Below are 26835 nucleotides of genomic sequence, written 5' to 3' on the forward strand. Positions count from 1 at the left end.
GTAATTTAGGTAACAACAACCGTAATTTGTATACTGCCATTCTCATAAAACCTGCCTATTTTTGCAGCACGTAATCATTTACTAACTAACGAACAACGAATATGAGCAAAAAAGTATTAATCCTCTCCTCCAGTCCCCGCAGGAATGGAAACTCCGACCTCTTGTGCAATGAATTCATGCGCGGTGCCGCAGAGGCCGGACATCAAGTAGAAAAGATTTTCCTGAAAGACAAGCACATCAACTACTGCACGGGATGCAGCGTATGCAGCATGTACGGCAAACCCTGCCCGCAAAAGGACGATGCCGCCGAAGTGGTGGAAAAGATGATTGCCGCCGACGTCATCGTCATGGCAACTCCCGTATACTTCTACACCATGAGCGCGCAGATGAAGACACTGATTGACCGTTGTTGCGCACGCTACCTTGAAATAAAGGACAAGGAGTTCTACTTCATCATCGCCGCCGCCGAAGAAAGTGTCCCCATGATGGAGCGTACCATCGATGGTTTCCGTGGCTTCCTCGACTGCCTGGAAGAGCCCAAAGAATGCGGCACCATTTATGGCGTGGGTGCCTGGAAGGTGGGCGAGATAAACGACAAGCCTTCCATGCACGAAGCCTACGAGATGGGAAAAAAGGTATAAAGAACGAATACTAATCGCTATACAATACATTTATGCTACGTACCATCAGACTGACCCTTGCCGTCATCTTCTTCGCACTCATCACGCTGTTGTTCCTCGACTTCACGGGAACACTGCATGCCTGGTTCGGATGGATGGCGAAAATACAATTCCTGCCGGCCGTGCTGGCACTGAACATCGGTGTAGTGCTGTTTCTTGCAGTGCTGACCTTGGTATTCGGACGCATCTACTGCTCCGTCATCTGCCCGTTGGGAGTATTCCAGGACATTGTTTCCTGGCTCTCCGCCAAACGGAAGAAGAACCGTTTCCGCTACTCGCCTGCACTGAAATGGCTACGCTACGGTGTGCTGGGAGTATTCGTACTTGCCATTATCGGCGGACTGAACTCTTTTGTCGTGCTGCTGGCCCCTTACAGCTCATACGGGCGCATCGTTTCCAGCCTTTTCTCCCCACTCTACCAGTGGGCAAACAACGGACTGGCCTACCTGGCCGAACGTGCTGACAGCTATGCCTTCTATGAAACGGATGTATGGATGAAGAGTCTCCCTACCCTGCTGATTGCCACGGTCACTCTGGTGGTCCTCATCGTGCTGGCATGGCGAGGTGGACGTACCTATTGCAACACCATCTGTCCGGTAGGTACAGTGCTTGGTTTCCTCTCGAAGTATTCCTTGCTGAAACCGGTGATTGACACAAAGAAGTGCAACAACTGCGGACTTTGTGCCCGCAACTGCAAGGCATCGTGCATCAACATCAAGGCACACGAAATAGATTACAGCCGTTGCGTGGCATGTATGGACTGCATCAACAAGTGCAGGAAAGGTGCCATCACTTACACACGCCGCAAGTCGGCCTCCGCTGCAGTCTCCCAGGACTCCCCCGTGGCACCGGAGCAGGTAAACGACGCCCGCCGCGCATTTCTCTCTACAACTGCCGTGTTTGCTGCTACGGCAGCCCTCAAGGCGCAGGAGAAGAAAGTGGACGGTGGACTGGCTGTCATCGAGGACAAAAAAATCCCCGAGCGCGCCACTCCCATCACTCCTCCGGGCTCACTGAGCGCCCGCCACTTTGCACAACACTGCACAGCCTGCCAGCTCTGCATATCGGTATGTCCCAACCAAGTGCTCCGTCCTTCTTCGGACTTGACAAAACTGATGCAGCCGGAAATGTCCTACGAACGCGGTTACTGCCGCCCCGAATGCGCCAAGTGTGCGGAGGTGTGTCCTACCGATGCCATCCATCTGACGAGCCTCGCCGAGAAATCGGCCGTCCAAATCGGTCATGCCGTATGGATTAAGGAGAATTGCATCTGCATCACAGACAAGATGGAATGCGGGAACTGTGCCCGCCATTGTCCGGCCGGTGCCATACAGATGGTTCCTTCAGACCCGGAAGACGAAGCCTCCATCAAGATACCGGTAGTCAACGCCGAACGCTGCACCGGATGCGGAGCATGCGAGAACCTTTGTCCGTCGCGTCCGTTCAGTGCCATTTATGTGGAAGGCCATGTGATGCACAGAACTGTCTAAAGCAGCTTTATCACCCAAATATCCATTTATAATTTCAGTCCTATCACAATGAAAGAAGACAAGAACAAGATAAACCGCCGCGATTTCTTCAAGCTCGCCGGTGCAGGAACGCTTGCCTCGGCAGCAGCCCTGTACGGCTGTTCGGGCAACAAGAACAACGGGGAGAGCGAATCGGCCGCGCTGGGCGAGATACCAACCGACAAGATGACCTACCGTACCAATCCCAACACGGGCGACCGGGTTTCCCTGCTAGGATACGGATGCATGCGATGGCCCACCCGGAAACGTGCCGACGGGAATGGAGACGAAATAGACCAGGAAGCCGTGAACGACCTGATAGACTATGCCATTGCTCACGGAGTGAACTATTTCGACACCTCTCCCGCCTATGTGCAAGGTCTGTCGGAGCGCGCCACAGGCATTGCCTTAAAACGCCATCCACGGGAGAAATTCTTCCTTGCCACAAAGCTGTCCAACTTCAGTCCCAGCACGCACAGCCGCGAAGAGTCCCTTGCCATGTATCACCGCTCCTTCCGCGACCTGCAAGTGGACTACATCGACTACCTCTTGTTGCACGGCATCGGCATGGGCGGCATGGAAGCCCTCCGCTCCCGCTATCTGGACAACGGCATGCTGGACTTCCTGCTGAAAGAGCGTGAAGCCGGACGCATCCGCAACCTCGGATTCTCCTATCATGGAGACATCGAAGTCTTTGACTACCTGCTCTCCCGCCACGACGAACTGAAATGGGACTTCGTACAAATCCAACTGAACTACGTGGACTGGCGACATGCCAAAGAAGTGAATACCCGCAACACGGATGCCGAATACCTATATGCCGAGCTGGTGAAGCGCAACATTCCCGCCGTTATCATGGAGCCGCTGCTGGGCGGACGCCTATCCCGCCTGAACGACCACTTGATGGCACGTCTGAAACAACGCCGTCCGCAGGAGAGCGTAGCTTCCTGGGCCTTCCGATTCGCAGGTACTTTCCCCGATGTGCTGACCGTACTAAGCGGAATGACGTACATGGAGCATCTGCAAGACAACCTGCGTACCTTCTCCCCGCTTGTTCCATGTACGGAAGAGGAGTTTACCTTACTGGAAGATACCGCCCAGCGAATGCTGCAATACCCCACCGTGCCGTGCAACGACTGCAAATACTGTATGCCGTGCCCCTATGGACTGGATATTCCAGCCATCTTGCTGCACTACAACCGCTGCATCAACGAGGGCAACGTGCCGCAGAACAGCCAAGACGAGAATTACCGCGAGGCACGCCGCGCCTTCCTGATAGGCTATGACCGCAGTGTTCCCCGTCTCCGCCAAGCCAACCGCTGCACCGGTTGTGGCCAATGCAACCCACACTGTCCGCAAGGCATCGACATCCCGGCGAAACTGCAGGAGATAGACCGGTTTGTGGAAGCGCTGAAGCAGGAAACCCTTTAACGGAGTTATCTTCCACATCCGTTTTCATTTCGAGGATTACCAATCATATACAGATTCATCTTTTTGTATAACTTTGCAGAAAGAACCATAGATAAACGATGAATAAAAAGATTTTAACCGCAATTTTAATAAGTATCGCCCTTCCGGGTAGTATGCTGTCCGCACCTGCCGACAGCCTCCGGCTGAAAAGCTACAAGCTTGATGAAGTCGTGGTGACCGGGACAAGAAATGAAACAGACATCCGCCACCTGCCAATGACCATCTCCGTAGTGGGCCGCCAGCAACTGGAACAGACCTACCAGCCCTCCATCCTGCCTGCACTGACCGAGCAGGTGCCTGGACTTTTCACCACAAGCCGCGGCATCATGGGCTACGGCGTATCCACGGGAGCCGCAGGAGGCATGAGCCTGCGCGGTATAGGCGCCGGAGTAAACGCAGCCGGAGGACCTACAACCAGCCTGCTGGTGCTGATAGACGGACATCCGCAATACATGGGCCTGATGGGGCATCCCATCGCCGACGCCTACCAGAGCATGATGGCCGAACGGGTGGAAGTGCTGCGCGGTCCCGCCTCCGTCCTCTATGGGTCCAATGCAATGGGCGGGGTTATCAACATCGTCACCCGCAAGATGCAGGAGGACGGGGTGAAAACCAATGCGCAGATAGGATACGGTTCCTACAATACCCTGCAGACGGAAGTCTCCAACCGCGTGAGGAAAGGGCGTTTCAGCAGCGTGGTGACCGGCTCGTACAACCGTACCGACGGACACCGTGACGACATGGAGTTTGAGCAGTATGGCGGATATGCCAAACTGGGATACGACTTCAGCGACACCTGGAAGCTGTGGGGCGACGTGAACATCACCCGCTTCAACGCCTCCAATCCCGGCGAAGCCGACAATCCGTATATAGACAACGACTCGCGCATCACACGCGGCATGACCTCCTTCGCACTGGAAAATCGTTACGACCGCACTTCCGGCGCCGTGAGCTTCTTCTACAACTGGGGCCGGCACAGGATTAATGACGGCTACCATCCCGGAGGAGAGCCCCAGAAGTCGCACTTCAACTCCAAGGACCGGATGCTGGGCATATCGTGGTATCAAAGCGCCACGCTCTTCACCGGCAACCGCCTGACCGTAGGTTTCGATTACCAGCACTTCGGCGGAGAGTCCTGGAACAAGGTTGTCGCCATCGACGAGGCAAAACCCGGACAGCAGATTGGTGACCGCATCCCCGGCGTGGACAAGCAGATGGATGAATTTGCAGGCTATGTGGATTTCAGGCAGGACATCAACAGTTGGCTTTCACTGGACGCCGGTGTCCGCATAGACCACCATTCGCACGTGGGCACGGAATGGATTCCCCAAGGGGGACTGGCTTTCCATCTGCCGCGGCAGGCAGAACTGAAAGCAATGGTGAGCAAAGGATTCCGTAACCCCACCATCCGGGAGATGTACATGTTCCCTCCACAGAACCCCGATTTGAAAGCGGAGAGCCTGATGAACTATGAACTCTCCTTTACGGGGCAGCTTTTGGGAGGGGCCATGTCCTATGGGGTGAACCTCTACTACATCAACGGGGACAACATCATCATGACGGACCCTGCCCTGCGCAAGAACGTCAACTCCGACGAGATAGAGAACTGGGGTGTGGAAACCAACCTCGGATACCGCATCAACCGCCACTGGCAGATAAACGCCAACTACAGCTGGCTGCACATGGAGAATCCGGTACTGGCTGCTCCCGAGCACAAACTTTATGCCGGTGCGGACTTTACGCAAGGACGCTGGAGTCTGTCTACCGGTATACAATACGTGAAGGGGCTTCATACCTCAGTCACCCCGAGCAAGGAGAAGCAGGAAAGCTTCGTACTCTGGAACCTGCGTGCCAACTACCGTCTGTGCAGTTTTGCCGACGTCTTTGTCAAGGGCGAAAACCTGCTGGCGCAACGCTATGAAATCAATGCAGGCTTCCCCATGCCGAAAGCCACGGTGATGGGAGGCGTAAATATCAACTTTTAATACTGTTGCGAAGGAGTATATTCTACTCGATAGATATGGTCGAAGAATGGTGCCCACTCATTGTCCGTGATGCCAATCTGCAGACCGTAGAAGTGTGTACCGGCTTCCCGACAGCGACGAATCTCCTCCATAAAGGCAGGTGAAGAGTGAGGAATCTTGAAGTCGCTGACCCAAAGCACATCAGCATTCATATACTCCTTGCCTTCTTTGAGCAGGCGGAACGTGGCTTCCAGCATACGGGTGGCATCTGTATCCCCGCAAGCTGTCTTTGAGAAGAATTCGAGCAGCCTTGCCCGCTCTTTCCTTACGTCAATCGGATGAATGGAGACGGAAAAGGCTATCAGAAAGCAGTTCCGCCGTTGACGGTCGGCTATCTCCAGGAGCTTTATCAGCAGGGAGTGGGCAATCTTCTCCGGCTTGCCAGCCATGCTTCCCGAGGTGTCTAGACAGACAATCATCGGACCTTTGGGACGGGCAGGCTTGGTTTCGATGCGCCGGGCAGGCTGCATGATTTCCGATTTATAACGGAAGGTCTGGAGCTTGCGAGTAAGGTATTTGTAGACGAACAAATCTTCCAGTTCACTGTCAGCGGAATGGGCAAGCTCAATGGGAAGCAGGGTATTGAGGTCGTTGCCGGTACTGATGCCCAGGATGTCACATTTGGAGGAGTGCTCCATTTTGTAGACGTTTCCCTCGGCAACGCGGATTTGCTCACGTCCTTCGTCGTCTGCCATACGCCCCATCTTGCGGGCCACTTTCACTATCTCGGGGCAAGAGCGCTGGATGCGCACGATTTTCCGTATACGCTCAAAGTCGACAGTATTCCACAAGCCGCTCATCATGCCCCAGGTCTGGAAGAATTCGTCCTTATCCACCCGGTTCTGGCGGATGTACTCGGGGATGTCTTTCAGATTGGAACGGAGCCTGCGCTCGAGGGCATCTTTGCGGAAAGCAATCTCTTTCTCCTTTTCTTCGTGCATCTTCAGTTGGAAGGCGTCTTCCCAGTCGTCCACCATTTTCTCCCAGACTTCATCGTCCGCATATCCTCCTTCTGTACTGAAGTGGCTGCGGTAGAAACGGGAGTCGAAGCCGTACTCCCGGTATTTGTCGGAAATCTGCTGGAGCAAGGCTTGCCAGCCGTCTTTCCGCTTTGCCATGGACCATTCCAGCACGAGTTTCATCCCGGTCCGTTCCGACTGGCTTTTCCGGAGGTTGTACCTCTCCTTCTCCAAGTTCAATTGGATGAACTGAATCATGGTGTCGTAAAAGATACGTGCACAGACCTCATCGCCCAGCACCTGCACCTTGACCATGGAGTCGTTCATCACAGAGAGTAGATAGGCATACAAGGGCTCGGTATCCGTCTCTGCGCACTCTCCGGTGGCAACGAAACGGTCCAGTGCCTGCACATAGAAGGCGGTGTCATATCGGGTGACGGTGGTGTTCATCTTCTTCTTGGTTACTGGAGGATTATTCGTCTCCATATCTCAGTTTGCGCATGTCCACACGCGCCCAGGCTATTTCCTTACGGACGATGGAGACGTATTGAGCTACGCTCTTTTTGTCTTCTTCGGAGACGAAAAGGTTGTCGGACAAATCTCTTACCAGGCGGTCTATGCTGGTGGCGGCGGCGTCCAGTTCCGTCTCGTAGTCACGGTCGGTGACGGAGAGGTTTCCCAGCCAGAGTTGTTGCTCCTCACCTCGTTGCAGACGCCGCATGGGGAAGCGCACACCGTTGATGTAGAGATGCTTGTCGTCGCGGTAGAGGGTGACGCGTTCGGTGCCTTCCTCTTTCACGGCGCCGGTGTCGGCAAAGGCGCGGATGATGGTACGCTTGGGATTGATGGGGTCGGCATACATTACGCCCAAGGTGGGGGCATCTTTGGCGCTGTACTCCTTCAGATTTCTGTAGTCCACGATAAAGATGTAGGTGTTGCCCGTACCATGTTTCTCCACCTGGTAGTAGAAATGTTCCGTTATCAGCAGGTCATCGTCCCTACGGTCGCCGGCAAGGCGGGCTTTGTCGAGGGCTTCGCGCACACGGCTGACTTTCAAATCGGATTTCAGCGAGGAGGCGATACCGGCAATCTGTTTTGTGTGGGACACGAATAAGGCACGGATAACGATGTCACGGATGGCAACGCTCTCATCAGGCTCACTCCATAGGCAGTGGTAGACGGGAAGCAGGTCGGTCATGGAGACTTCCGTGCGGCCGTGGACGAAGGCGGAGGTCTTGAGCAGCTTCACGATGTTCTTCCAGCGGCGGTCGCTGACGTAGACATTGCGGCGCAGGTCGGAGTCTTGCATCTCTACGCTTGTCAGTCCGTGGCGAATGGCTGTGATGCAGGAAAGAACATCGAGAGGCAAGGTTACGCGGCGTATCTCAGCTTGCCATTCGGCATACTCGCGGTCGGAGATTTGCCATTCGCAGGCAGTCGTTTCCGGATGGTCGGCAGAATCGTCCAGCAGCATTTTGTAGAAAGACTCTTCCTGCTTGACGCAGGTGCAGAGAATGCGGATAAGGAAGCGGTCCCATAGGGCTTCCAGTCCCTCGCCTTGAGCGGGCAGTTCGTTACTGGCAGCTACGAGCAGTTTGAGGGGGAGATGCAGTTCCTTGTCGCCATTGCGGAAAAGTTTCTCGTTGATGACGGTCAGCAGAGTGTTCTGTATGGCAGGGCCTGCTTTCCATATTTCGTCCAGAAACACGACATCGGCTGTGGGCAGATAGCCGTCGATGGCACGTTCATACTTGTCGGATTCTTTCAGTCGGCTAATGCTGACAGGACCGAAAATCTCGTCGGGCGTAGAGAAGCGGGACATCAGGTATTCAAAGGCACGGGCATCTGTAAAAGCAGACTTTAGCCGCCTGGCTACCATTGACTTGGCTACTCCCGGAGGTCCCAGGAGCAGGATGCTCTCGCCTGCCAGAGCTGCCAGCAGGGAAAGGTTTATTTCAGTTTCTTTTTCGTATACTCCCCGGTTCATTTCGGAAAGGAGGAGACGAATGCGTTGGGTTATTTCCACAATATGATTTATTTATAGTCAGTACTCATGTATAAAGAAAAGTGTGTAAAGATACAAAATAGTAGGGAAATCAGAGAGAGTCTTATTAAGATTCACTATCTTTGGAAAACAAATACACACAGACACGCACACACACGTTGTGATTTGCTTTCATTTTAGTATCTTTGAACCATTGGAAACAGCACTGTATCAGGTTGAACGCCCCTAAAGAATGTTGTGATTTGCTTTCATTTTAGTATCTTTGAACCATTGGAAACAGCAATCATGCAAGGCAACAACGCTTTGACATCGTTGTGATTTGCTTTCATTTTAGTATCTTTGAACCATTGGAAACAGCATTATTCTACTTTCATATACCCGTTGGAAAGTTGTGATTTGCTTTCATTTTAGTATCTTTGAACCATTGGAAACAGCGCCAGTGCCAAAGCTGAACGGGATAAAATCGTTGTGATTTGCTTTCATTTTAGTATCTTTGAACCATTGGAAACAGCCCGAGAATTGGAAACTGTTTAAGAGCATTCGTTGTGATTTGCTTTCATTTTAGTATCTTTGAACCATTGGAAACAGCCAACGAAGATTTCATCAGTATAAGCGTACAGTTGTGATTTGCTTTCATTTTAGTATCTTTGAACCATTGGAAACAGCTTACCTGTATGAGTTCACACGGCTTGTCGTGTTGTGATTTGCTTTCATTTTAGTATCTTTGAACCATTGGAAACAGCTTGAGCGTATAAACCCCCCTTTTTGTTTCGGTTGTGATTTGCTTTCATTTTAGTATCTTTGAACCATTGGAAACAGCGGTTCACTTGCATTCATACCGCTTTCTGCCGTTGTGATTTGCTTTCATTTTAGTATCTTTGAACCATTGGAAACAGCAGAAACAAAGTGCTATGGCAACAGATTATAGTTGTGATTTGCTTTCATTTTAGTATCTTTGAACCATTGGAAACAGCGTATCCGACTGCCGTAACAGTGAGCGGTGGGTTGTGATTTGCTTTCATTTTAGTATCTTTGAACCATTGGAAACAGCATGTTGGGCATTGGGATATTTGTTCCGGTAGTTGTGATTTGCTTTCATTTTAGTATCTTTGAACCATTGGAAACAGCTCTTTCTTTCCTTTATTGTTTACACCGTACGTTGTGATTTGCTTTCATTTTAGTATCTTTGAACCATTGGAAACAGCGAACCGTGGACAAAAGGTCATTATCAGACAGTTGTGATTTGCTTTCATTTTAGTATCTTTGAACCATTGGAAACAGCTTCAGACAAAATGAGAATATCACTATGCGGTTGTGATTTGCTTTCATTTTAGTATCTTTGAACCATTGGAAACAGCCAAGAGGTTTTAAATCAACAGCATCACCAGGTTGTGATTTGCTTTCATTTTAGTATCTTTGAACCATTGGAAACAGCCTGTATCAGATTTCATGCTTCCGAGAATCAGTTGTGATTTGCTTTCATTTTAGTATCTTTGAACCATTGGAAACAGCCGCCGTTACGCGCATCATGCAGCCGGGGTGTTGTGATTTGCTTTCATTTTAGTATCTTTGAACCATTGGAAACAGCAGATTTGCAGACACGGATTCAGAACCGGTAGTTGTGATTTGCTTTCATTTTAGTATCTTTGAACCATTGGAAACAGCAAACGGAACGAGGAACGCTGCGAAAACCAAGTTGTGATTTGCTTTCATTTTAGTATCTTTGAACCATTGGAAACAGCCTATCATAACGAAAAGAATAGTTACGAAGTGTTGTGATTTGCTTTCATTTTAGTATCTTTGAACCATTGGAAACAGCAAGAAAACAAGGAGCATAAGTAAGAGTAAGTTGTGATTTGCTTTCATTTTAGTATCTTTGAACCATTGGAAACAGCATGCGTTCTCCTTATTCCACATATTTTCCTGTTGTGATTTGCTTTCATTTTAGTATCTTTGAACCATTGGAAACAGCCAGCGAACGGAGTAATACCAGAGTACACTCGTTGTGATTTGCTTTCATTTTAGTATCTTTGAACCATTGGAAACAGCTTAACATATTTTATGCACACCTGCACAGTAGTTGTGATTTGCTTTCATTTTAGTATCTTTGAACCATTGGAAACAGCAAGGTCTACAGTATTTAATCATATCCTTAAGTTGTGATTTGCTTTCATTTTAGTATCTTTGAACCATTGGAAACAGCTCTTCCTATAAAAAGAAGATGTCGAAAGCGGTTGTGATTTGCTTTCATTTTAGTATCTTTGAACCATTGGAAACAGCAAATTAACAATAGATGCTTTGGGAGAATTGTTGTGATTTGCTTTCATTTTAGTATCTTTGAACCATTGGAAACAGCTTCAGTAAGAATGAGAATATCGCTATACGGTTGTGATTTGCTTTCATTTTAGTATCTTTGAACCATTGGAAACAGCGCACGTGGCATATCTGGCTGAACCGCCCCAGTTGTGATTTGCTTTCATTTTAGTATCTTTGAACCATTGGAAACAGCTGTTGTTAATGGTGCGTTTACCACTACTCGTTGTGATTTGCTTTCATTTTAGTATCTTTGAACCATTGGAAACAGCTCCGTTGTGATTTCCAATGTTGCCGTCGTGGTTGTGATTTGCTTTCATTTTAGTATCTTTGAACCATTGGAAACAGCTCATCTTCTTGCTGCCGTAGCTCATCCATGTTGTGATTTGCTTTCATTTTAGTATCTTTGAACCATTGGAAACAGCCCTGCTTCAACTCGTCACGCTGATATACAAGTTGTGATTTGCTTTCATTTTAGTATCTTTGAACCATTGGAAACAGCCGGTGAGTACGAATATGCTGACCAATGTGCGTTGTGATTTGCTTTCATTTTAGTATCTTTGAACCATTGGAAACAGCCGACTTTGCGTGCCCCGGTGGTTGCCATACGTTGTGATTTGCTTTCATTTTAGTATCTTTGAACCATTGGAAACAGCAATGCTTTGTCATCTACTACATCGGTAATCGTTGTGATTTGCTTTCATTTTAGTATCTTTGAACCATTGGAAACAGCAGTGACGGGTACATACGTTGTTAAATCTTAGTTGTGATTTGCTTTCATTTTAGTATCTTTGAACCATTGGAAACAGCCGTATGAGTGGGATATCGGAGTCAATGTCGTTGTGATTTGCTTTCATTTTAGTATCTTTGAACCATTGGAAACAGCCTATGGGGGTGATGTGGACGCACTCCTATCGTTGTGATTTGCTTTCATTTTAGTATCTTTGAACCATTGGAAACAGCCCCGTTACCAACAAGACAATCGGTGGTGAGTTGTGATTTGCTTTCATTTTAGTATCTTTGAACCATTGGAAACAGCCGCTTCAAAGACAGCTACGGCAGCAGTTGAGTTGTGATTTGCTTTCATTTTAGTATCTTTGAACCATTGGAAACAGCTACGAGGTAGAGGCTATTCAGTACGATGGTGTTGTGATTTGCTTTCATTTTAGTATCTTTGAACCATTGGAAACAGCTCATAAGCGATTGATTTGCTGCAAATATACGTTGTGATTTGCTTTCATTTTAGTATCTTTGAACCATTGGAAACAGCTGATTACAAGTAACAATCTAATATTCAAACGATTACACATAGTGTTAGAATATAAAAAAAGAATGCTGCTTCTAAAAAAATCCCGCCATTGCGCGGGATTTTTTTAGAATAATTCTAATTGTTGTCCAGGCGTATTCACATCCACAGTCTTTTTCCCATAAAAAAGTGCTATATTTCCAAATTGCTTGTCCGTAATGCACATAATTCCGACACTTCCATAGTCCGGTAAGAAAGATTTAACTCTTTTTATATGTACCTCCGCATTCTCACAACTCGCACAATGACGAACATATATAGAGAACTGGAACATCGTAAATCCATCCTTTTGCAGATTTTTTCTAAATTCCGCATACGCCTTTTTATCCTTCTTGGTTTCGGTAGGCAAATCAAACAACACTAATACCCACATAATGCGATATTCACTAAACCGGTCCATCACATCTCTGGATAGGATATTTTACGCAACTCACCACTGAAACATTTATACAGAGAAGCCGTAGTCTGCCCAACAGCTACCATCAACGGACTACGTTTTCCCGAAATAACAGTCTCTAATGTAGGAATTGTCAGTAACCTCGCTTTCAATTCTCTCGTCAATTCAACACAATTCGGTTCTGCTTCCTTGAATATATCATATACCAACCTATCCACATAAGGGCGATAAGGTTCCATTATATCATCTGCCAGACAATAAGCATTATAACGATTATGATGATGTATTCCCAAAGTAGGTAGAAGCCCACTTGTCACCAAAGCACGAGCAACAACTGCCCTCAAAATAGCATACCCATAATTTAACAAATTATTAGGAGGAATACCTTCTCTATCCCTTGTAAAGCCTTCTATTTTAAACAAATTCTTCCAATAATAAGCAGCTGCACGAGCCTCCAAATTATCAGAATCTCCACTCTTTACATCTGCAGCCCACACCTTCATACACTTTATTTCTTCTCCAGCACATTCATGCAATACTACCGTCTGATTCTCTATTTTGGCTTTTATTGTTTGCTGCCAAAGTTGTTTCATCAATGGTAGAGACGCACCAAGTTGATGACGAAACCTTTCATTTTGTGTAGTATTCCCATACAAAGGAAGCATTAAACCAACCGGCATACTTTTAGAATCGCAGGTTATGACTGCACAATTATTCTCAAGCAAAGCTTCCAATACTCCCGAAGTAATGGTTATCTGCTTATTGTCCAACACCACTACTCCAATATCTTCTATTGGCTTAGTCACTTCGGACATTCGTTTGAACCCTTCGGGTAAAGCACTGTTCTTCACCACCTCCGGCAATTTAATCACCAACTGGGCATTTTTTAAAGACAAATAGACCGGATTCCCAAAATAAAGTGTTTTCTTAATCATAGCATATAGACTTTACAAGTTATTCATTCATCATTTTCAAGAAAAGGAAGCTCTAAAGTATCATTCTGTTTATCAGAATCCAACAGAAAATTTTCAGGAGAAACAACACTTCTACCCAACTCTTTTTCAGCTTGTTCACGTGCTACTCCGGCTACATTTCCTCCACGTTGTGCTACTTGCTTACTTTTAGTAAATGTATCTGGTTTTTCTTTCTGAGAAATTTCCGTTGTGACACGTTCTCCAAGCATTGTAAATATCAACTCCAAATCAGACATGTGGTCACGAAGATTCTGATTTTTCTTCGTCAGCCCCTTATATATTTTATAATCCGAAGGAGTCAATCCAAACGTTGCTCTAGATATTTCTGCCGTAAGAATGGCATAATCACTTTTTTCCGTGATTCCCCTTTCTTTCCATTCATCCGTCAAATTCTGACGAATGGCGATTCCTCTCAAACGTTTGTCAATCCAATCTTTTGGATAACCTTTTTGCTCATATAGTTCTTTCATGCGCTCTTGAGCCAATTCCGGATTTTCTATTTCCTGTACACGCTCATAACCTACTTGTGCTAACCAAAGCTTGAAAGGTTCAGCTTTAGGAGAAGGAATAGATTGAATGATACGGAATAAAGCCTGCACATTTGCCGCCAACGTTTTTCGTTTTTTTCCTGTATCTGTCACCATTTCTACCTGGGGACAAGTTGTCCCCAGGTAAGTAGCCAGTTCTTCATCCCGTTTTCGCATCTTCTTCAGATAATCCGTAGGATTCACACTATCAGTCAATACACCAACTACATCTACAACAGAGAAATACCATTGCTGTTCTTCCTCGTTCCATACGGAACGGATCTTTTTCTCTTGAAACAACTTTATATTATTCATTTACTCTATACTTAACTTCTATAATACGGCCTAACCTATCAACTTTTACTGGAATACAAATATTCTTTATCATTTCACCATCCCATGATTTTTCTGCTTTATTATTAGAACCTAATTCTTTAGTGGAAATAATAGCATTTGATATACTTTGAGGTATAAAAAAGCATTGATTACCAGAAGATGAAACCATCTTATAAATCCTCCCCCTATCTATCGGTTCATTTATCCTACCAAAATCCCGCTCTTCTTCGGTTGGCAGATATACCAAATCATTAGGAGACAGCCAAAACAATAATTTATCTCCCTTTTCATTTCTGTCCGGTACAGGAACAAGCCCTTGCTTCTCACGCTCTATAACCCAATTTAAAGGAATAGTCTCATACGTTCTGTTTCCATCTTCTGTTATGTAAATAGCAAAGAACAAGTTAGTACCTTTAGCAGCTTCCACCCATTTGGCACCTTTATTGCCAAGTACACCGACTTTAAATTTATTTCCACGCGGTTCATACACCCTCACCTTATATATAGGCTGATGTCCTTTACCATCATTCAGTTGTAAAAGATTACGGTTCATTTCTTCTATACCTTCTGCAGAAAAAGCCAACTCCGCCTTTCCTTCTTTTGATTTCAGATGATTCAGGAGTATTTTCTGTATGCCAGTATCCGTCACCGATGCTATCTTCTTCTCATTGAAAGTTGAGTCCAATGATTTACGTACTGCAACTAAAGGTTCAGTAGTATTTTCCGTAAAATAATAAACAGCGACTTTGGCTATATCCAGCTCTTTCCACAAGAAAGCATTCTCTTTGAAATATTTTTCAATTTTCTTCTTATCATACTTATATGATAACAATTCAAGAACCTTATTTTTTACTCTTTTGTCAACAATCATAGAAGGAGTATCCAAAGCGACAGATAGGCGTACCACCTTTACCTTTCTTAAATTTACCGCTCCAAAAACCGTATCTTTGTGCATCGGTTTACGGATAGCCCAACTATCACCGATTTTCTGTTTCTCATAAACACGAGTCCCATTTGCATCAAAATGTTGATAGATATTGGTTGTTTTATTTATTATACGCAAATTCTGTTTCAAGCTAACTATTATCCCACTCAACGCTTCCCTTGCATCTTGCGTAAAAGTAGTCCATGGTTTCTTTATAATCCATCTATAATTACCATTACCATCCCCCCTACTCTTATCACACAACAGTCTCTGCAAATCATAACGGGAAATTTTCGCATTCCGGCTTGCAGACTCATTATTCAGATAGTTTACATGATTCCGTGTAGCACAAGCTATTACTATTGCATCCATAGCATGATGCCGATGGTCTATACGCTTCTTACTGAATCCTTTCTGATATTCAAGGGGCACTGCTGTTTGAAAAACTTTTTTTCCGTCTTTATTCTCCCAATGTCCAAAACACTGGGTTTCGGTCAAAGCATTTAAACGTTCAAAACGAGGACTTACAATACTATTCCAGACGTCATTCATGCCCCAATCCTTTTTCAGCCTGTCCGTCACGCTTCCTGTACAAACTAATATGTTTTTTGAAACAGCCTCCGGTTCATATTCACCGCTATCATTCTTTTCACGAACGATATTCGACAAAAGTCCTTTGACAACCTTACTGATATACCGGCTATCGTTTAATTGGCGTTCAATAAATTGCTCGGGAATATCATCCATCAACAATTTCTTCATTTTTATGCCCGATTTTGCATATTGTTCTTTTACAAAACGTTCGTAACTATCCACAGAAAAGATTTCTACTGTCTTTCCAAAACCCACTTCCACTTTCTGTCCATGATGATTCTTGATAAACTCATATCCCAGTTGATTATCTTTCAACTTGTTCACAGCAGATTCACATATCACTTTGTTAGAGAATGAATCATCAAAATAGCGGGATTGAGGTATAACATGTTCTATCTCATACGCAGCAGTAAATAATTTAGCCAAAGGTATCAGCTCACCGGTATAAGGTGAACGATATTTCTGTTCCAGCCATAATTTATAACGCAAGAATTCTGATTTCGTCGGTAATTTACTGGTATTGAATTTTTTCAATATCACATCTATATCTTCCGGAATCTGTTCTTCCCCCTTTAAAACTGCATCCTCATAAATCCGCAATATTTCTTGTTGACTTGGTGAATAGGGACGGACATTCTCTACCCCATATTCCGGATTCACAAATTCAGCAAGCAATGCCTTTATACGTAAATTGGCATTTTCATTCTCCAGAATCTGAGTAGTCATTCTTTTTCGCTTGTCCGCAGGATTTTTCATCTCGCGCCCTAACTCAATATGGATTTCATCAATTTTCCCAACCTGTTTCCAAATATCCCTGACAACTCTCAATGTCTCGGTTATCACTTGTTCTACGATAGGATTTCGTAGTGAATGTTGCTTAAAAGCAGCCAGATAAGCATCAATATCAGCAGGGCTTTCCCATTTGGTTATTTCTTTATCTTCGGAATGACGATTATACACTACATAACAAGCCAACCACAACGGAAGCCTCTTAAAACAAGATATATCCGACAAGTTCATCGCCTTTTCTCTAACCTTGACACCTATACTCTCATCACACTCACCTGCTATTATCCTTTCTATTCTTTCCTTGGTTGTACCATCAATCAACGACATATCCCAATACTTTCCGCACCTCATCAAAGGCAACAACTTCTTTATCGCCTTGGCAGAATAAGCGCCATATTCAGACTTGAAAGGAGGAAACTTCTTGAACACTTCCACAAAGGATTCATTCAATCCGTTCTTAACCGCAAAAGTCGCCAATGCTTTCTCTATTTCCTGCTTGTCACTTACAGAATATAAGATATGCCACAAGGCTGTTTCTTTTTCATCAGATAAAAAGTCAATACCAATACCGGCCTTTTCCAAACGGGAAAGAATCGCATGTCTCGTCTCATTACATGGGTAGAACTTATCCTCGACATAATTCCAACGATAATTATTTATTTCCTTTTTCAGTCCAAACGCAGGATATCTCAGAAAAGCTTTCTGATCTATTTCCTTTCGAGAGTTCAGCCAATCAAATAGAGCCACATAATCATCTTCTGTTTTCAAAAACTCCGTTGTCACATCCACATCCAAATGTAAAGTTCCATTTACTTCCCTTTCCTTTTGATATACCCGAATATTGGAAAGGAAATACCATAAACGGAATTCCTGAAAAAGAGGATGTGACTTGGCTATACACTTTAACGGAGCTGTTTTGATTTCACCTGTTTTGCGGTTTACATATTCATTTTCCTCATAAGGGCAATTAGCTATCAATGACTTTTTGGTTTTCAACGGCCTTTGATAAAACAAGACATCATCTATTAACAAATAGATAAAGTCCCGGTTAGCTATATTTCTCCGTTGCACTTCATTACCCGGATACAACGCTTCAATACACCTCATGTATAAATCTCTATCCTGCAATTCTGCATGAAAAGCACATTGCTTCTGCAAAATAAAGTTCAGTTCCTCCTTGTAAAACTTTCGTTCTACTGTTTTCACCAATTTTCCTATTATCTTTTGTTGTGGCTCCTGCAACAAAGCATCATATATATAACTCCCAATCGTTTTATGAGTACCGGTAATGTCCGCTTCGGTCCTTTTCTTTATTAACATCCAATCATCCTCTTTAGGCGCTCTGAAAGAACGCTTCACCTCACCATACTTATCAAGCTTTGGAGTACCGTCCGGATTTAAGTCAGTAGTGACAATAAACTCTTTTACCCGTCCTTCCCAGTCCAATGGGACATTACTGCTTCTACGATATACCCATCCATTCTCCAGATGTACATTATACCATATATCCCGGCCTTTCTTTTCATCAGTCGCTTCCACCGACAAGACTTTCAATGCATAAAATTCAACAGATTTTCCTGCATTGTCTTCCTCCTCTTCTCCTCTAAGCTGATAATAACCACGTTTCTGATTAAAGTTCAAAAGAATCCATGCCAGTTCTTCTTTACTTATCATTTCTGTCAAAGCTTTCTTACGGAGATAATAAACTGTCCAGTCATAAGGGATTTTTTTACCATCAAAAACCAATGAAGGTTGGTGTTTTGCAAAATCCGCCAACATTTCATTAAACGCTGTCTGAAATAAAAAAGAGTATTTTCCCCATCTATCCTTTACCCATGGCAATTTCGGTTCGCTGCCTGACAAGAATTTACCCGTATGCTTTTCAAAATCTATTCCTTTTAAATAGTGTTCCGGCAGGAAGCCAAGAATCTTCAAAACTTTATGCAACCGTTCACGGCGTAGTAATTGTCGCTCTCTCAATCGACGCACCCCTCTAAAACGGGTTCTTTCAGCTGTCTGTGATACAGAATTCCCTTTGTCAAAGTCTCCCAAGATAGCAGCATCCATCGGAATTATTCTACTGCCAGCCATTTCTATCCAAATTCTCTCGGTCTGTTCTTTAATTACAGAGTTTATTACAGCCCATCCTATACTATTGGTTCCCAAATCCAATCCAAGTATCGTTCTCATAGTATTATATTTTGAATATTTTCTTCAAAGGTATTTTTTTTTTCAATATAAGCATTGTATTTCCATATTTATTTTATACATTTGTCATACTAAAATGAAGCAAGTCACAATAAGGATTATTCCGTTGTGAAAACATTAGGTTCCCTCGTCCTTAACGGGGGATTTTTTATTTCCAAAAACTAATTATCATTCCCAATATCCCTCTTTTGCCGAAAACTAAAACTTTCTTCCCCAAACACTACTCTTCGTATCACTATATTTTATACCTTTGTTCACTAAGAATTAATCGTCCCATACCCATTTCTGTTTCGTCCGACAGCTGTCGGACGATAATTAAACAACTGTTGGACGATAATGCAACAGTTGTCGGACGATTAGTTTTTAGGAAGAAGAAAATTAATCCGCTTAGCGACAAAAATAATTCCCCGAAGCGACGAGAACTGTTTATCGCTATAAACAAAAATAAATATCTTATGAGCGCGTATTACGACCTTTACGAAACGCCTTCGCCCGACGGGAAAGAAGACAAGAAATCACTCCATGCACGTATCTGCCCGAAAAGGACTTATACCCAAAAGGAGTTTGTGGAACATATCGCAACTTTCCAACATCTGCCCAAGAATGTGATAGGGGCAGCATTGGATGCCTGCATTGACGAGTTGTGCGACCTCCTTGCCAACGGAAACATCGTGGAGCTGGGAGAACTCGGATTCTTCAGCACTTCACTGAAATGTTTGCGCGAGACCGACGACGAGAAAAAGAAAATCCGCTCCGAATCCGTCCAATTCCAAAACGTACACCTGCGCATCAGCAGCACGTTCCGCAACAACATCAAGAAGAAAATGACGTTGGAACGTGTACACTCCACTACCAAGAAATCGAAAAAAGTAGTAGAGACCACCGAAGAAACAAGAAAAGCCGAACTGGAACTGTTCCTCAAGCAGAATGTATGTATCAACAAGAACGAATACATCCAGCTAAGCGGACTAACCAGACATGCCGCCATAGACGAACTGAACAACTTCATCCGGCAAGGGTTCCTGCGCCGCCGCGGAATGGGAAGGTCAACGGTCTATGTGCGACAAGAAAAAGACACAGCAAACGAAATTTAGGGGGGCAAGCACAGAGACACAGAGACATAGAAATTAATTTGAAAAGAATCTCTGTGCCTTTGTATTTTCGTGTTCATCCCCCCAAAATAATAAAACAACAAACAATGGAAAAATCAACAGAACCCCAACCCTGCACGCAGTGGTTCGTCTTCTTCAAAGACCAACTGCTGCTGAAAAAAGGATATACAGACAAAGGAGAAATAAAATACAGCGTACCCGTCAGTATAGAGCCTCCTCTGACACCGGAAGCCGGAAGTAATATACACGAAGTGTTCCCCCCCAACGGCAAGCAAGTACGTGCATTCGCCTTGGAACAGCCCGTGGCCGAAACCGATGAATGGGTCATGATAGGCCTGCGCGCATCGTACGACTACATCTCGCCGGACGAGTACCGTTCTGCAGGAAAGGCCTTCCAGATACTCTATTGGGACGAGCACAGCCGCTTCTGCCCCGTGTGTGGCACCGCCATGGAGCACCAGACCCCCATCATGAAGAAGTGTCCCAACTGCGGCAATGAGATGTACCCTCCCGTTTCCACCGCCATCATTGTACTGATACGCAAAGGAGACGAAATCCTGCTGGTGCATGCCCGGAACTTCCGAGGAACCTTCTACGGACTGGTGGCAGGCTTCCTCGAAGCCGGCGAGACACTGGAAGAATGTGTGGAACGGGAAGTTTTTGAAGAAACGGGGCTGAAGGTAAAGAACATCACCTACTTCAGCAACCAGCCCTGGCCCTACCCCAGCGGATTGATGGTGGGTTTCATTGCCGACTACGAAAGCGGGGAGATAAAACTGCAGGAAGATGAGCTAACCGCTGCCGCCTTCTATTCCAAAGACAACCTGCCCGAAATTCCACGAAAGCTGAGTATCGCAAGAAGGCTGATAGACTGGTGGATGGAGAACAATTAAAAATTAAAGAATTAAAAAGAGGGGGGAAGAAATTTAAAAAAGCAAATTGCGGAAAACACACACTCACAAACGAACAACTACGAATGAAACGACTCTCATTCACATCAACCAATCGGTGTGTAACCGCAATCTGCATATACTAAACTTCCCTGCAAACGTTTTGTTCATCAACCATCGGGTTTAAGTCTTTATTTAAGTTTTCTTTCAACACAGAAGCAAAAGGAAGAGGCGCAGCCCTCACGGGTTACGCCTCTCCGAACACTATATACACATTTTTTCCTCTTTCCTATCAAATGCCGAGTGACTTGCGCACTGCCTCCACTTTCTTCTCAGCTTCGGCATCGGCGCTGGCATAGCATTTCGGACAACCCATCTCGCCCTTCACCTCGATATAGAACTTGATTTTCGGTTCCGTACCGGAAGGACGGACAGAAATCTTCGTACCGTCTACTGTGAAATACTGGAGTACATTAGAAGTCTCCGGCATATCCAGCTTGCTTACGTTGCCCTGAGCATCGGTAGCCTCCAGCGTCTTATAATCCTTAATCAGGCTGACAGCCGAACCGCCGATTTCCTTCGGGGGATTGGCACGGAAGTTATCCATCATCGCCTTGATTTCTTCGGCACCGCTCTTGCCGGGTTTCACCACGTTCACGGTGGTTTCCTTAGAGAATCCGTATTCTACATAGATTTCCATCAATACGTCATAGAGTGTCTTGCCCTGGTCTTTGGCCCAAGCACAGATTTCGGCCAGCAAGGAGCAGGCAGAAACCGCATCTTTATCACGGACAAAGTCTTCGGCCAGGAAGCCATAGCTTTCTTCACCACCACCGATATACTGCTGCTTGCCTTCGCTCAGACGGATTTCGCGGGCAATCCACTTGAAGCCGGTATAGCAATCGCGCATTTCAATCTTGTTCTTATCTGCCACAGCCTTGATAAGTTCAGTGGTCACGATGGTCTTCACGATGAAGTCATTCGGCTGCATCTTGCCCATTGCAATACGGTTCTTGATGATGTAGTACAAGAAAATGAGACAAGTCTGGTTACCATTAATAAGCACCCACTCGCCCTTATCGTCCTTGCAGGCCATACCGACACGGTCGGCATCCGGGTCACTTGCCATCACGATGTCAGCGTCAATCTTCTTGGCCAGCGCAATGGCCATGGAAAGGGCTTCGGCATTTTCGGGATTCGGAGAAACCACCGTCGGGAAATTGCCGTCCTTCACCATCTGTTCGGGCACGCAGTTGATATTCTCAAATCCCCACTCCTTCAATGAGTCCGGAATAAGCACGCGGCCTGCGCCATGAAGCGGAGTATACACAATGCTGAGGTCTTTCTGGCGACGGATGACTTCGGGGTCGATAGAGATGGAGTGAACCATGTCCAGATAAACCTTATCCACTTCCTTGCCGATAATCTGAATCAAGTCCTTGTTGCCGTTGAACTTGATGTCGGCCACCGTCACCTTGTTCACCTCTTCGATAATGGCAGTATCGTGCGGAGCAAGCACCTGCGCACCGTCATCCCAATAAGCCTTGTAGCCGTTGTATTCTCTGGGATTGTGGCTGGCGGTAATGTTGATACCGCTCTGGCAACCGAAGTGGCGGATGGCGAATGAAACTTCGGGCGTAGGACGAAGGTCATCAAAAAGATATACCTTGATGCCGTTTGCAGAGAAGATGTCGGCAGAAATCTTTGCGAACTTGTCGCTATTGTTGCGGCAGTCGTGCCCCACAACAACGGAAATATCCTTTTTTCCGGCAAAACATTTGTTCAGATAGTTGGACAAGCCCTGTGTTGCGGCACCTACGGTGTAGATGTTCATGCGGTTTGTACCGGCACCCATGATGCCACGCAGACCACCCGTTCCAAACTCCAGGTCTTTGTAAAAACTGTCTATCAATTCGGTTTTATCTGGATTTTCCAACATGCGTTTCACTTCTGCCTGAGTTTCGGCATCATATGCCGGGGTAAGCCATTTTTCGGCCTTCTCAGTCACCTGCTTAATCAGTTCCTGATTTTCCATAAGACTGTTATTGTTTTAAGGGTTAATATAAACTTTTTTGTAAGACACAAATGTAGAAGAATAAGTTCAAATATCCTAATTTTATTCAGGCATTTTATATCTGTCTCCCGTCTGCTTAACGTACTCTTCAAGGAACTCCTTCGGGTATCCCGGGCGGATTACGCCTGCCGGCTGGCCGATGGAATTACGTTCGAATTGACCGTTTTTCATACGTTTGACAACGCCGTCATTATACTTTACGACAAGAAACTCGCCAAGACGTTTCCAGGTATCGAAAGTGCTTTGGGCGGTCATGTTCGTATAGTTGGTTAGGAATGCCTTCGCTTTGGCAGGGTCTTTTTCCAAAAGTTTGGCAGCAGCAGCCTCAACGCCCTCCTGCGCTTCATTGAAAGTTGTCTCCAACTCTGTCTGAGTGGCACGCACGTCGTCTATCATCAAGTCATAGCGGGGATATACCATATTGGCCACCCAATTGAAAATCCAGAAAGCGGAGTTCCAGGAGAAAGTGATGTAATCGGCGCCGTCCACACGGGTGTAGCATACGGGAACCTTGTCCGTACAGCAATATACGGGCGTAAATACCGTCATGTTGGCATCATCCGTGCCAAACCACAGTACTCCACCGATAGGGTCGGGCAACTCGGAACGCATCTGTGCCACGAATACGAAACCACTCTGCTGGGTGGAGATGGGACGCTCATTGAAATATTCCCGGTCGCCCACTTTGAAAGAGAGTGGAGAAAGGCGGTACGGGGTATGATACGGGCCTGCACCGAAATCTTTGCTGATGTCGAGAGGAGTACCTTCATAATGGTCGCGCATGGCATTTTTCACATCCTGCACGGAAACCTTGCGGTTGGGTTTCACAAACAGAGGCATCGGAGTGTTCGTCTCACCTAATATATAAGGTAAGAACTCGTTACCACGGTCGGTAAACATATTGAAATAGCTCCATACACGGGCCTCGCAATAGCGACGGGCACCAAAATCGAGCGGAGCATAGGCATCGGCAAAACTGAAATCCTTGTTCACACCATCAAAGTAACCCTTCTCACGTGCAAAGGAGATGACGTCGGCAGAGTACATGCAGTTTTCCTTGTCATTCATATTGAACTGATGAATGCGGCTCTGGTTGGCATGTGCGGAGATACAATCATCGGGCACGCGGACAGCTACCCATACGGCACCGCGCACACCGGGTCCCTTGCCAATCATCTCCATGATCCATATCTCGTTGGGGTCGGCAATGGTGAAGGACTCGCCACTGCTGTAATAGCCATATTCCTGCACCAGTTCCGTCATCACCTTGATAGCCTCGCGGGCAGTGCGTGAACGTTGCAGTCCGAGATAAATCAAGCTACCGTAGTCGATGATACCGGTGGTATCCACCAGCTCGGGACGTCCGCCGAATGTCGTCTCACCGATAGTGAGCTGGAATTCGTTCATATTGCCGATGACGTTGTACGTCTGACGGGCCTGCGCTATCTGCCCGAGGTATTTGCCGGTATCCCACTCGTGTATGTCAATCAGCGTGCCTTTTTTGTGCATACCGGCAGGATAATGATATAGCTCGCCGAACAAGCCATAGGAATCGGCAGAATAAGAAACGATGGTAGAACCGTCCGCCGAGGCATTCTTGCCTACAATCAGATTGGTGCAAGCCAGTGCATTCGCCACGGCTGCCACAACAAACAAGACGGAAAGAGTCAGTCTTTTACTTTTCATACTTCTAATAAATTAAGGCCTCACCCCCATCCCCTCTCCGAAAGAGAGGGGAGAAGAGAATGATAGCTTGTTACACATATTTTTATTACACTTATTTATTACACTATATATAGCAAAAGTAACTTCCGACCTCCCCTCCCTACGGGGGAGGGGTCGGGGGAGAGGCTTTACCATACAAATTCAAACTGTTCGGTGGTACAGTTGCCACAGCCATCCGTCACCGTCATCTCCACCACATGCTTGCCGCCTTTCTCCACATGTTTCGGGTCGAGCTCGCACACCAGGTTACCACTGATGGAGTTGGGCTTTCCAAACAAGGCATATTTTCCGTCAATCGTACCCCGATAGGTGTTGATGCCGGTTTCCTTGTCCTTGGCCTTGAAGATGATTTTTCCCGTACGTCCCCACTGAGCTTGGTTCACGGGAGTTATCACCGGCGGAACCGTATCCACTGCCACAGTATAAGTCCCCAAATCCCGTATACGCACTTTCATGACACCATCCTCATACTTACCGCCGATGCGGTATTTTCCACCGCGCGCCGTTACGCCCGCCACATAATATTTGGTCATATCCTCTACCGGACGCCGGCGCAAGCCGATACGCAAATCGCAGGCATCGTGCATCGGAATGCGGGTATCGTTCAACTGATAGGTGAAAGCTATATCACCGCTATCAGCCCGCACGGAATAGTTCAACAGGACGTTATCGCAGAGCATTCCTTTCGGAATGACCAATTCTAACCCCGGTTCCTGCAGATAGTTCACCTTGTCCCACTTGAGGGCGTATTTCTCACGATGTTCCACCGGAGCAATTGTCGTCTTCTGCCCCTGCACCGTGAAGCAGACCTTGGAGGTATTTCCCAGCGCATCGCTCAGCGTATAGACAAACCGGTAAGGGCGTTCTTCGTTGATGTCCACCAGTCCACGGTTACCGTTGGATGCATGCAGCATGCGTAAGTGGTTTCCCGGCTCGATGAAAGACTTCATATACTGGCCGTGTGTCCACGAATTGATATAGCGGTTTTCTTCGTACGCAAAGCGGTCTACCGTACTGCGGAAGACTTCCTCGCCGTCCACTTCGAGAATCACCGTTTTCACGCCATATTTATTCTGCACTCCGTCCATATAATCATAAGCACGGATGCCTGCACCAATCAATCCCCAGGCGGTAATGGGTTTCGTAGGATGTGCCGGAAAAGCCCGTCGCGTCTGCTTACCTTCCACCACTCCTTTGCCCGGCTGAGGAAACAACATGATACCTTCGGCACGCGGGGCAGTCTTGTCCTTCACTTTGTCCATGAAGAAAGGCAGTGGGTCTATATATTCGTCCGTAGCCGTCTCTATCATATCCAGATGCAGGTGCGGACCGAAAGAGTATCCGGTGTTTCCGCTCAAAGCTATTATCTGACCGGCTTTCACGGGATATTCGCCCAAGATATGCACCCCGAGATTATTACTGCCTCTATCTCTATCGTCTCCCTCATCTGACACGGGAGCAGGCTCGGGAATTATCTCTACTTCCCAGCTTTCCTTTTCGTACTGAAGAGCCTTCACTCGCTTTGCCACTTCACCCACAAAGGCGCTAAGATGACGGTAGATGGCGGTATAGCCGTTATCATACACCACATCGAGCACATAGCCCGAGCCGTGGGTGACACGGATACGCGAAATATATCCGTCCGCCAGCGCACGTACCGGTTTGCCTATGGCGCCACCGGTCTTGAAATCCAGTCCGCCATGAAAATGGTTGGCACGTATCTCGCCAAAGTTACCGGAGAAAATGATGGGAAAATCAAAAGGCGGGATGAAGGAGGGCTTGTCTGTATCGGTTTCTTGGGCATAGCCGCTTTGCACACTACCAATAAAGAACAAAAGAGAGAAAAATATAGAATATTTCATATTTTGTACAGTCAATATTATTTTAAATGCATGCAAATATAAAAAGAATAGTTCTCTCTACCTACAGAAAGCTACAATTATCATTGATTAAAACATGCATAAAAATTCTGTTGAAGAACATAGATGCACCGATAACACCCAAGCCGGGAAATCGCTA

At 46.2% G+C, this 26835-nt stretch carries 15 protein-coding genes and 1 CRISPR repeat array; of the genes, 6 read left to right on the forward strand and 9 right to left on the reverse strand.

The annotated features are described in order from the left end of the window. Positions 1 to 101: 101 nt before the first annotated feature. The 4 genes from DW039_RS11565 (at position 102) to DW039_RS11580 (ending at position 5643) form a co-directional block, all read left to right on the forward strand. Positions 102 to 641, forward strand: coding sequence for a flavodoxin family protein (locus DW039_RS11565; protein WP_022400806.1), 540 nt, complete (start codon positions 102 to 104; stop codon positions 639 to 641). A 32-nt stretch (positions 642 to 673) separates the two neighbouring features. Next, positions 674 to 2170 (forward strand): 4Fe-4S binding protein, encoded by a 1497-nt coding sequence (locus DW039_RS11570; protein ID WP_120381967.1) that lies wholly within the window; start codon positions 674 to 676, stop codon positions 2168 to 2170. Between the two features lie 48 nt (positions 2171 to 2218). Beyond that, complete coding sequence (locus tag DW039_RS11575; protein WP_087333056.1) at positions 2219 to 3619, forward strand: aldo/keto reductase; 1401 nt, start codon at positions 2219 to 2221, stop codon at positions 3617 to 3619. Positions 3620 to 3771: 152 nt separating this feature from the next. Beyond that, on the forward strand, positions 3772 to 5643 hold the full coding sequence (locus tag DW039_RS11580) for a TonB-dependent receptor (protein ID WP_371682769.1): 1872 nt from the start codon (positions 3772 to 3774) through the stop codon (positions 5641 to 5643). Here the strand turns inward: DW039_RS11580 and DW039_RS11585 are convergent. The 6 genes from DW039_RS11585 to cas9 form a co-directional block, all read right to left on the reverse strand. Further along, positions 5640 to 7091 carry a hypothetical protein gene (locus tag DW039_RS11585; RefSeq protein WP_120381979.1) on the reverse strand — a complete coding sequence of 484 codons (1452 nt, stop codon included), beginning with the start codon at positions 7089 to 7091 and terminating at the stop codon, positions 5640 to 5642. The genes DW039_RS11580 and DW039_RS11585 overlap by 4 nt on opposite strands. 22 nt (positions 7092 to 7113) lie before the next feature. Continuing rightward, positions 7114 to 8667, reverse strand: a complete 1554-nt coding sequence (locus DW039_RS11590; protein WP_117922791.1) for an AAA family ATPase — start codon at positions 8665 to 8667, stop codon at positions 7114 to 7116. 1597 nt (positions 8668 to 10264) lie between these two features. Continuing rightward, positions 10265 to 12229: direct repeats of the CRISPR family, unit length 47 nt; unit sequence GTTGTGATTTGCTTTCATTTTAGTATCTTTGAACCATTGGAAACAGC. 103 nt (positions 12230 to 12332) lie between these two features. After that, a complete protein-coding gene (cas2, locus tag DW039_RS11595) occupies positions 12333 to 12665 on the reverse strand; it encodes a CRISPR-associated endonuclease Cas2 (RefSeq protein ID WP_005832235.1) in 333 nt (110 codons plus the stop codon). Next, positions 12665 to 13597, reverse strand: coding sequence for a type II CRISPR-associated endonuclease Cas1 (gene cas1, locus DW039_RS11600; RefSeq protein ID WP_005832238.1), 933 nt, complete (start codon positions 13595 to 13597; stop codon positions 12665 to 12667). Before cas1 ends, cas2 begins: the two co-directional genes overlap by 1 nt. Before the next feature lie 23 nt (positions 13598 to 13620). After that, the gene (locus DW039_RS11605; RefSeq protein WP_005832239.1) at positions 13621 to 14478 is read right to left on the reverse strand and encodes a BRO family protein; all 858 of its coding nucleotides are present in this window, start codon (positions 14476 to 14478) and stop codon (positions 13621 to 13623) included. Then, positions 14471 to 18997 carry a type II CRISPR RNA-guided endonuclease Cas9 gene (gene cas9 / locus DW039_RS11610; RefSeq protein ID WP_120381969.1) on the reverse strand — a complete coding sequence of 1509 codons (4527 nt, stop codon included), beginning with the start codon at positions 18995 to 18997 and terminating at the stop codon, positions 14471 to 14473. The genes DW039_RS11605 and cas9 overlap by 8 nt, the downstream gene beginning before the upstream one ends. A gap of 473 nt (positions 18998 to 19470) precedes the next feature. On the opposite strand from cas9, the gene DW039_RS11615 reads away from it, so the two are divergent. Continuing rightward, entirely contained in the window at positions 19471 to 20109 is a 639-nt protein-coding gene (locus DW039_RS11615; protein ID WP_005832241.1) for an HU family DNA-binding protein, read from the forward strand. Positions 20110 to 20213: 104 nt separating this feature from the next. Continuing rightward, positions 20214 to 21020, forward strand: coding sequence for an NAD(+) diphosphatase (gene nudC / locus DW039_RS11620; protein WP_057282090.1), 807 nt, complete (start codon positions 20214 to 20216; stop codon positions 21018 to 21020). A gap of 289 nt (positions 21021 to 21309) precedes the next feature. Here nudC and DW039_RS11625 read toward each other — a convergent pair whose 3' ends face one another. The 3 genes from DW039_RS11625 to DW039_RS11635 all read right to left on the reverse strand — a co-directional run bounded on the left by DW039_RS11625 (position 21310) and on the right by DW039_RS11635 (position 26678). Further along, positions 21310 to 23052 (reverse strand): phospho-sugar mutase, encoded by a 1743-nt coding sequence (locus DW039_RS11625; RefSeq protein ID WP_117703152.1) that lies wholly within the window; start codon positions 23050 to 23052, stop codon positions 21310 to 21312. 81 nt (positions 23053 to 23133) lie between these two features. Next, entirely contained in the window at positions 23134 to 24777 is a 1644-nt protein-coding gene (locus DW039_RS11630) for a C69 family dipeptidase (RefSeq protein WP_057089520.1), read from the reverse strand. A 167-nt stretch (positions 24778 to 24944) separates the two neighbouring features. Beyond that, entirely contained in the window at positions 24945 to 26678 is a 1734-nt protein-coding gene (locus tag DW039_RS11635) for a M23 family metallopeptidase (protein ID WP_227224337.1), read from the reverse strand. Between the last annotated feature and the right edge of the window lie 157 nt (positions 26679 to 26835).

Source organism: Bacteroides sp. AF39-16AC (assembly GCF_003602735.1).
GTDB lineage: Bacteria > Bacteroidota > Bacteroidia > Bacteroidales > Bacteroidaceae > Bacteroides > Bacteroides uniformis.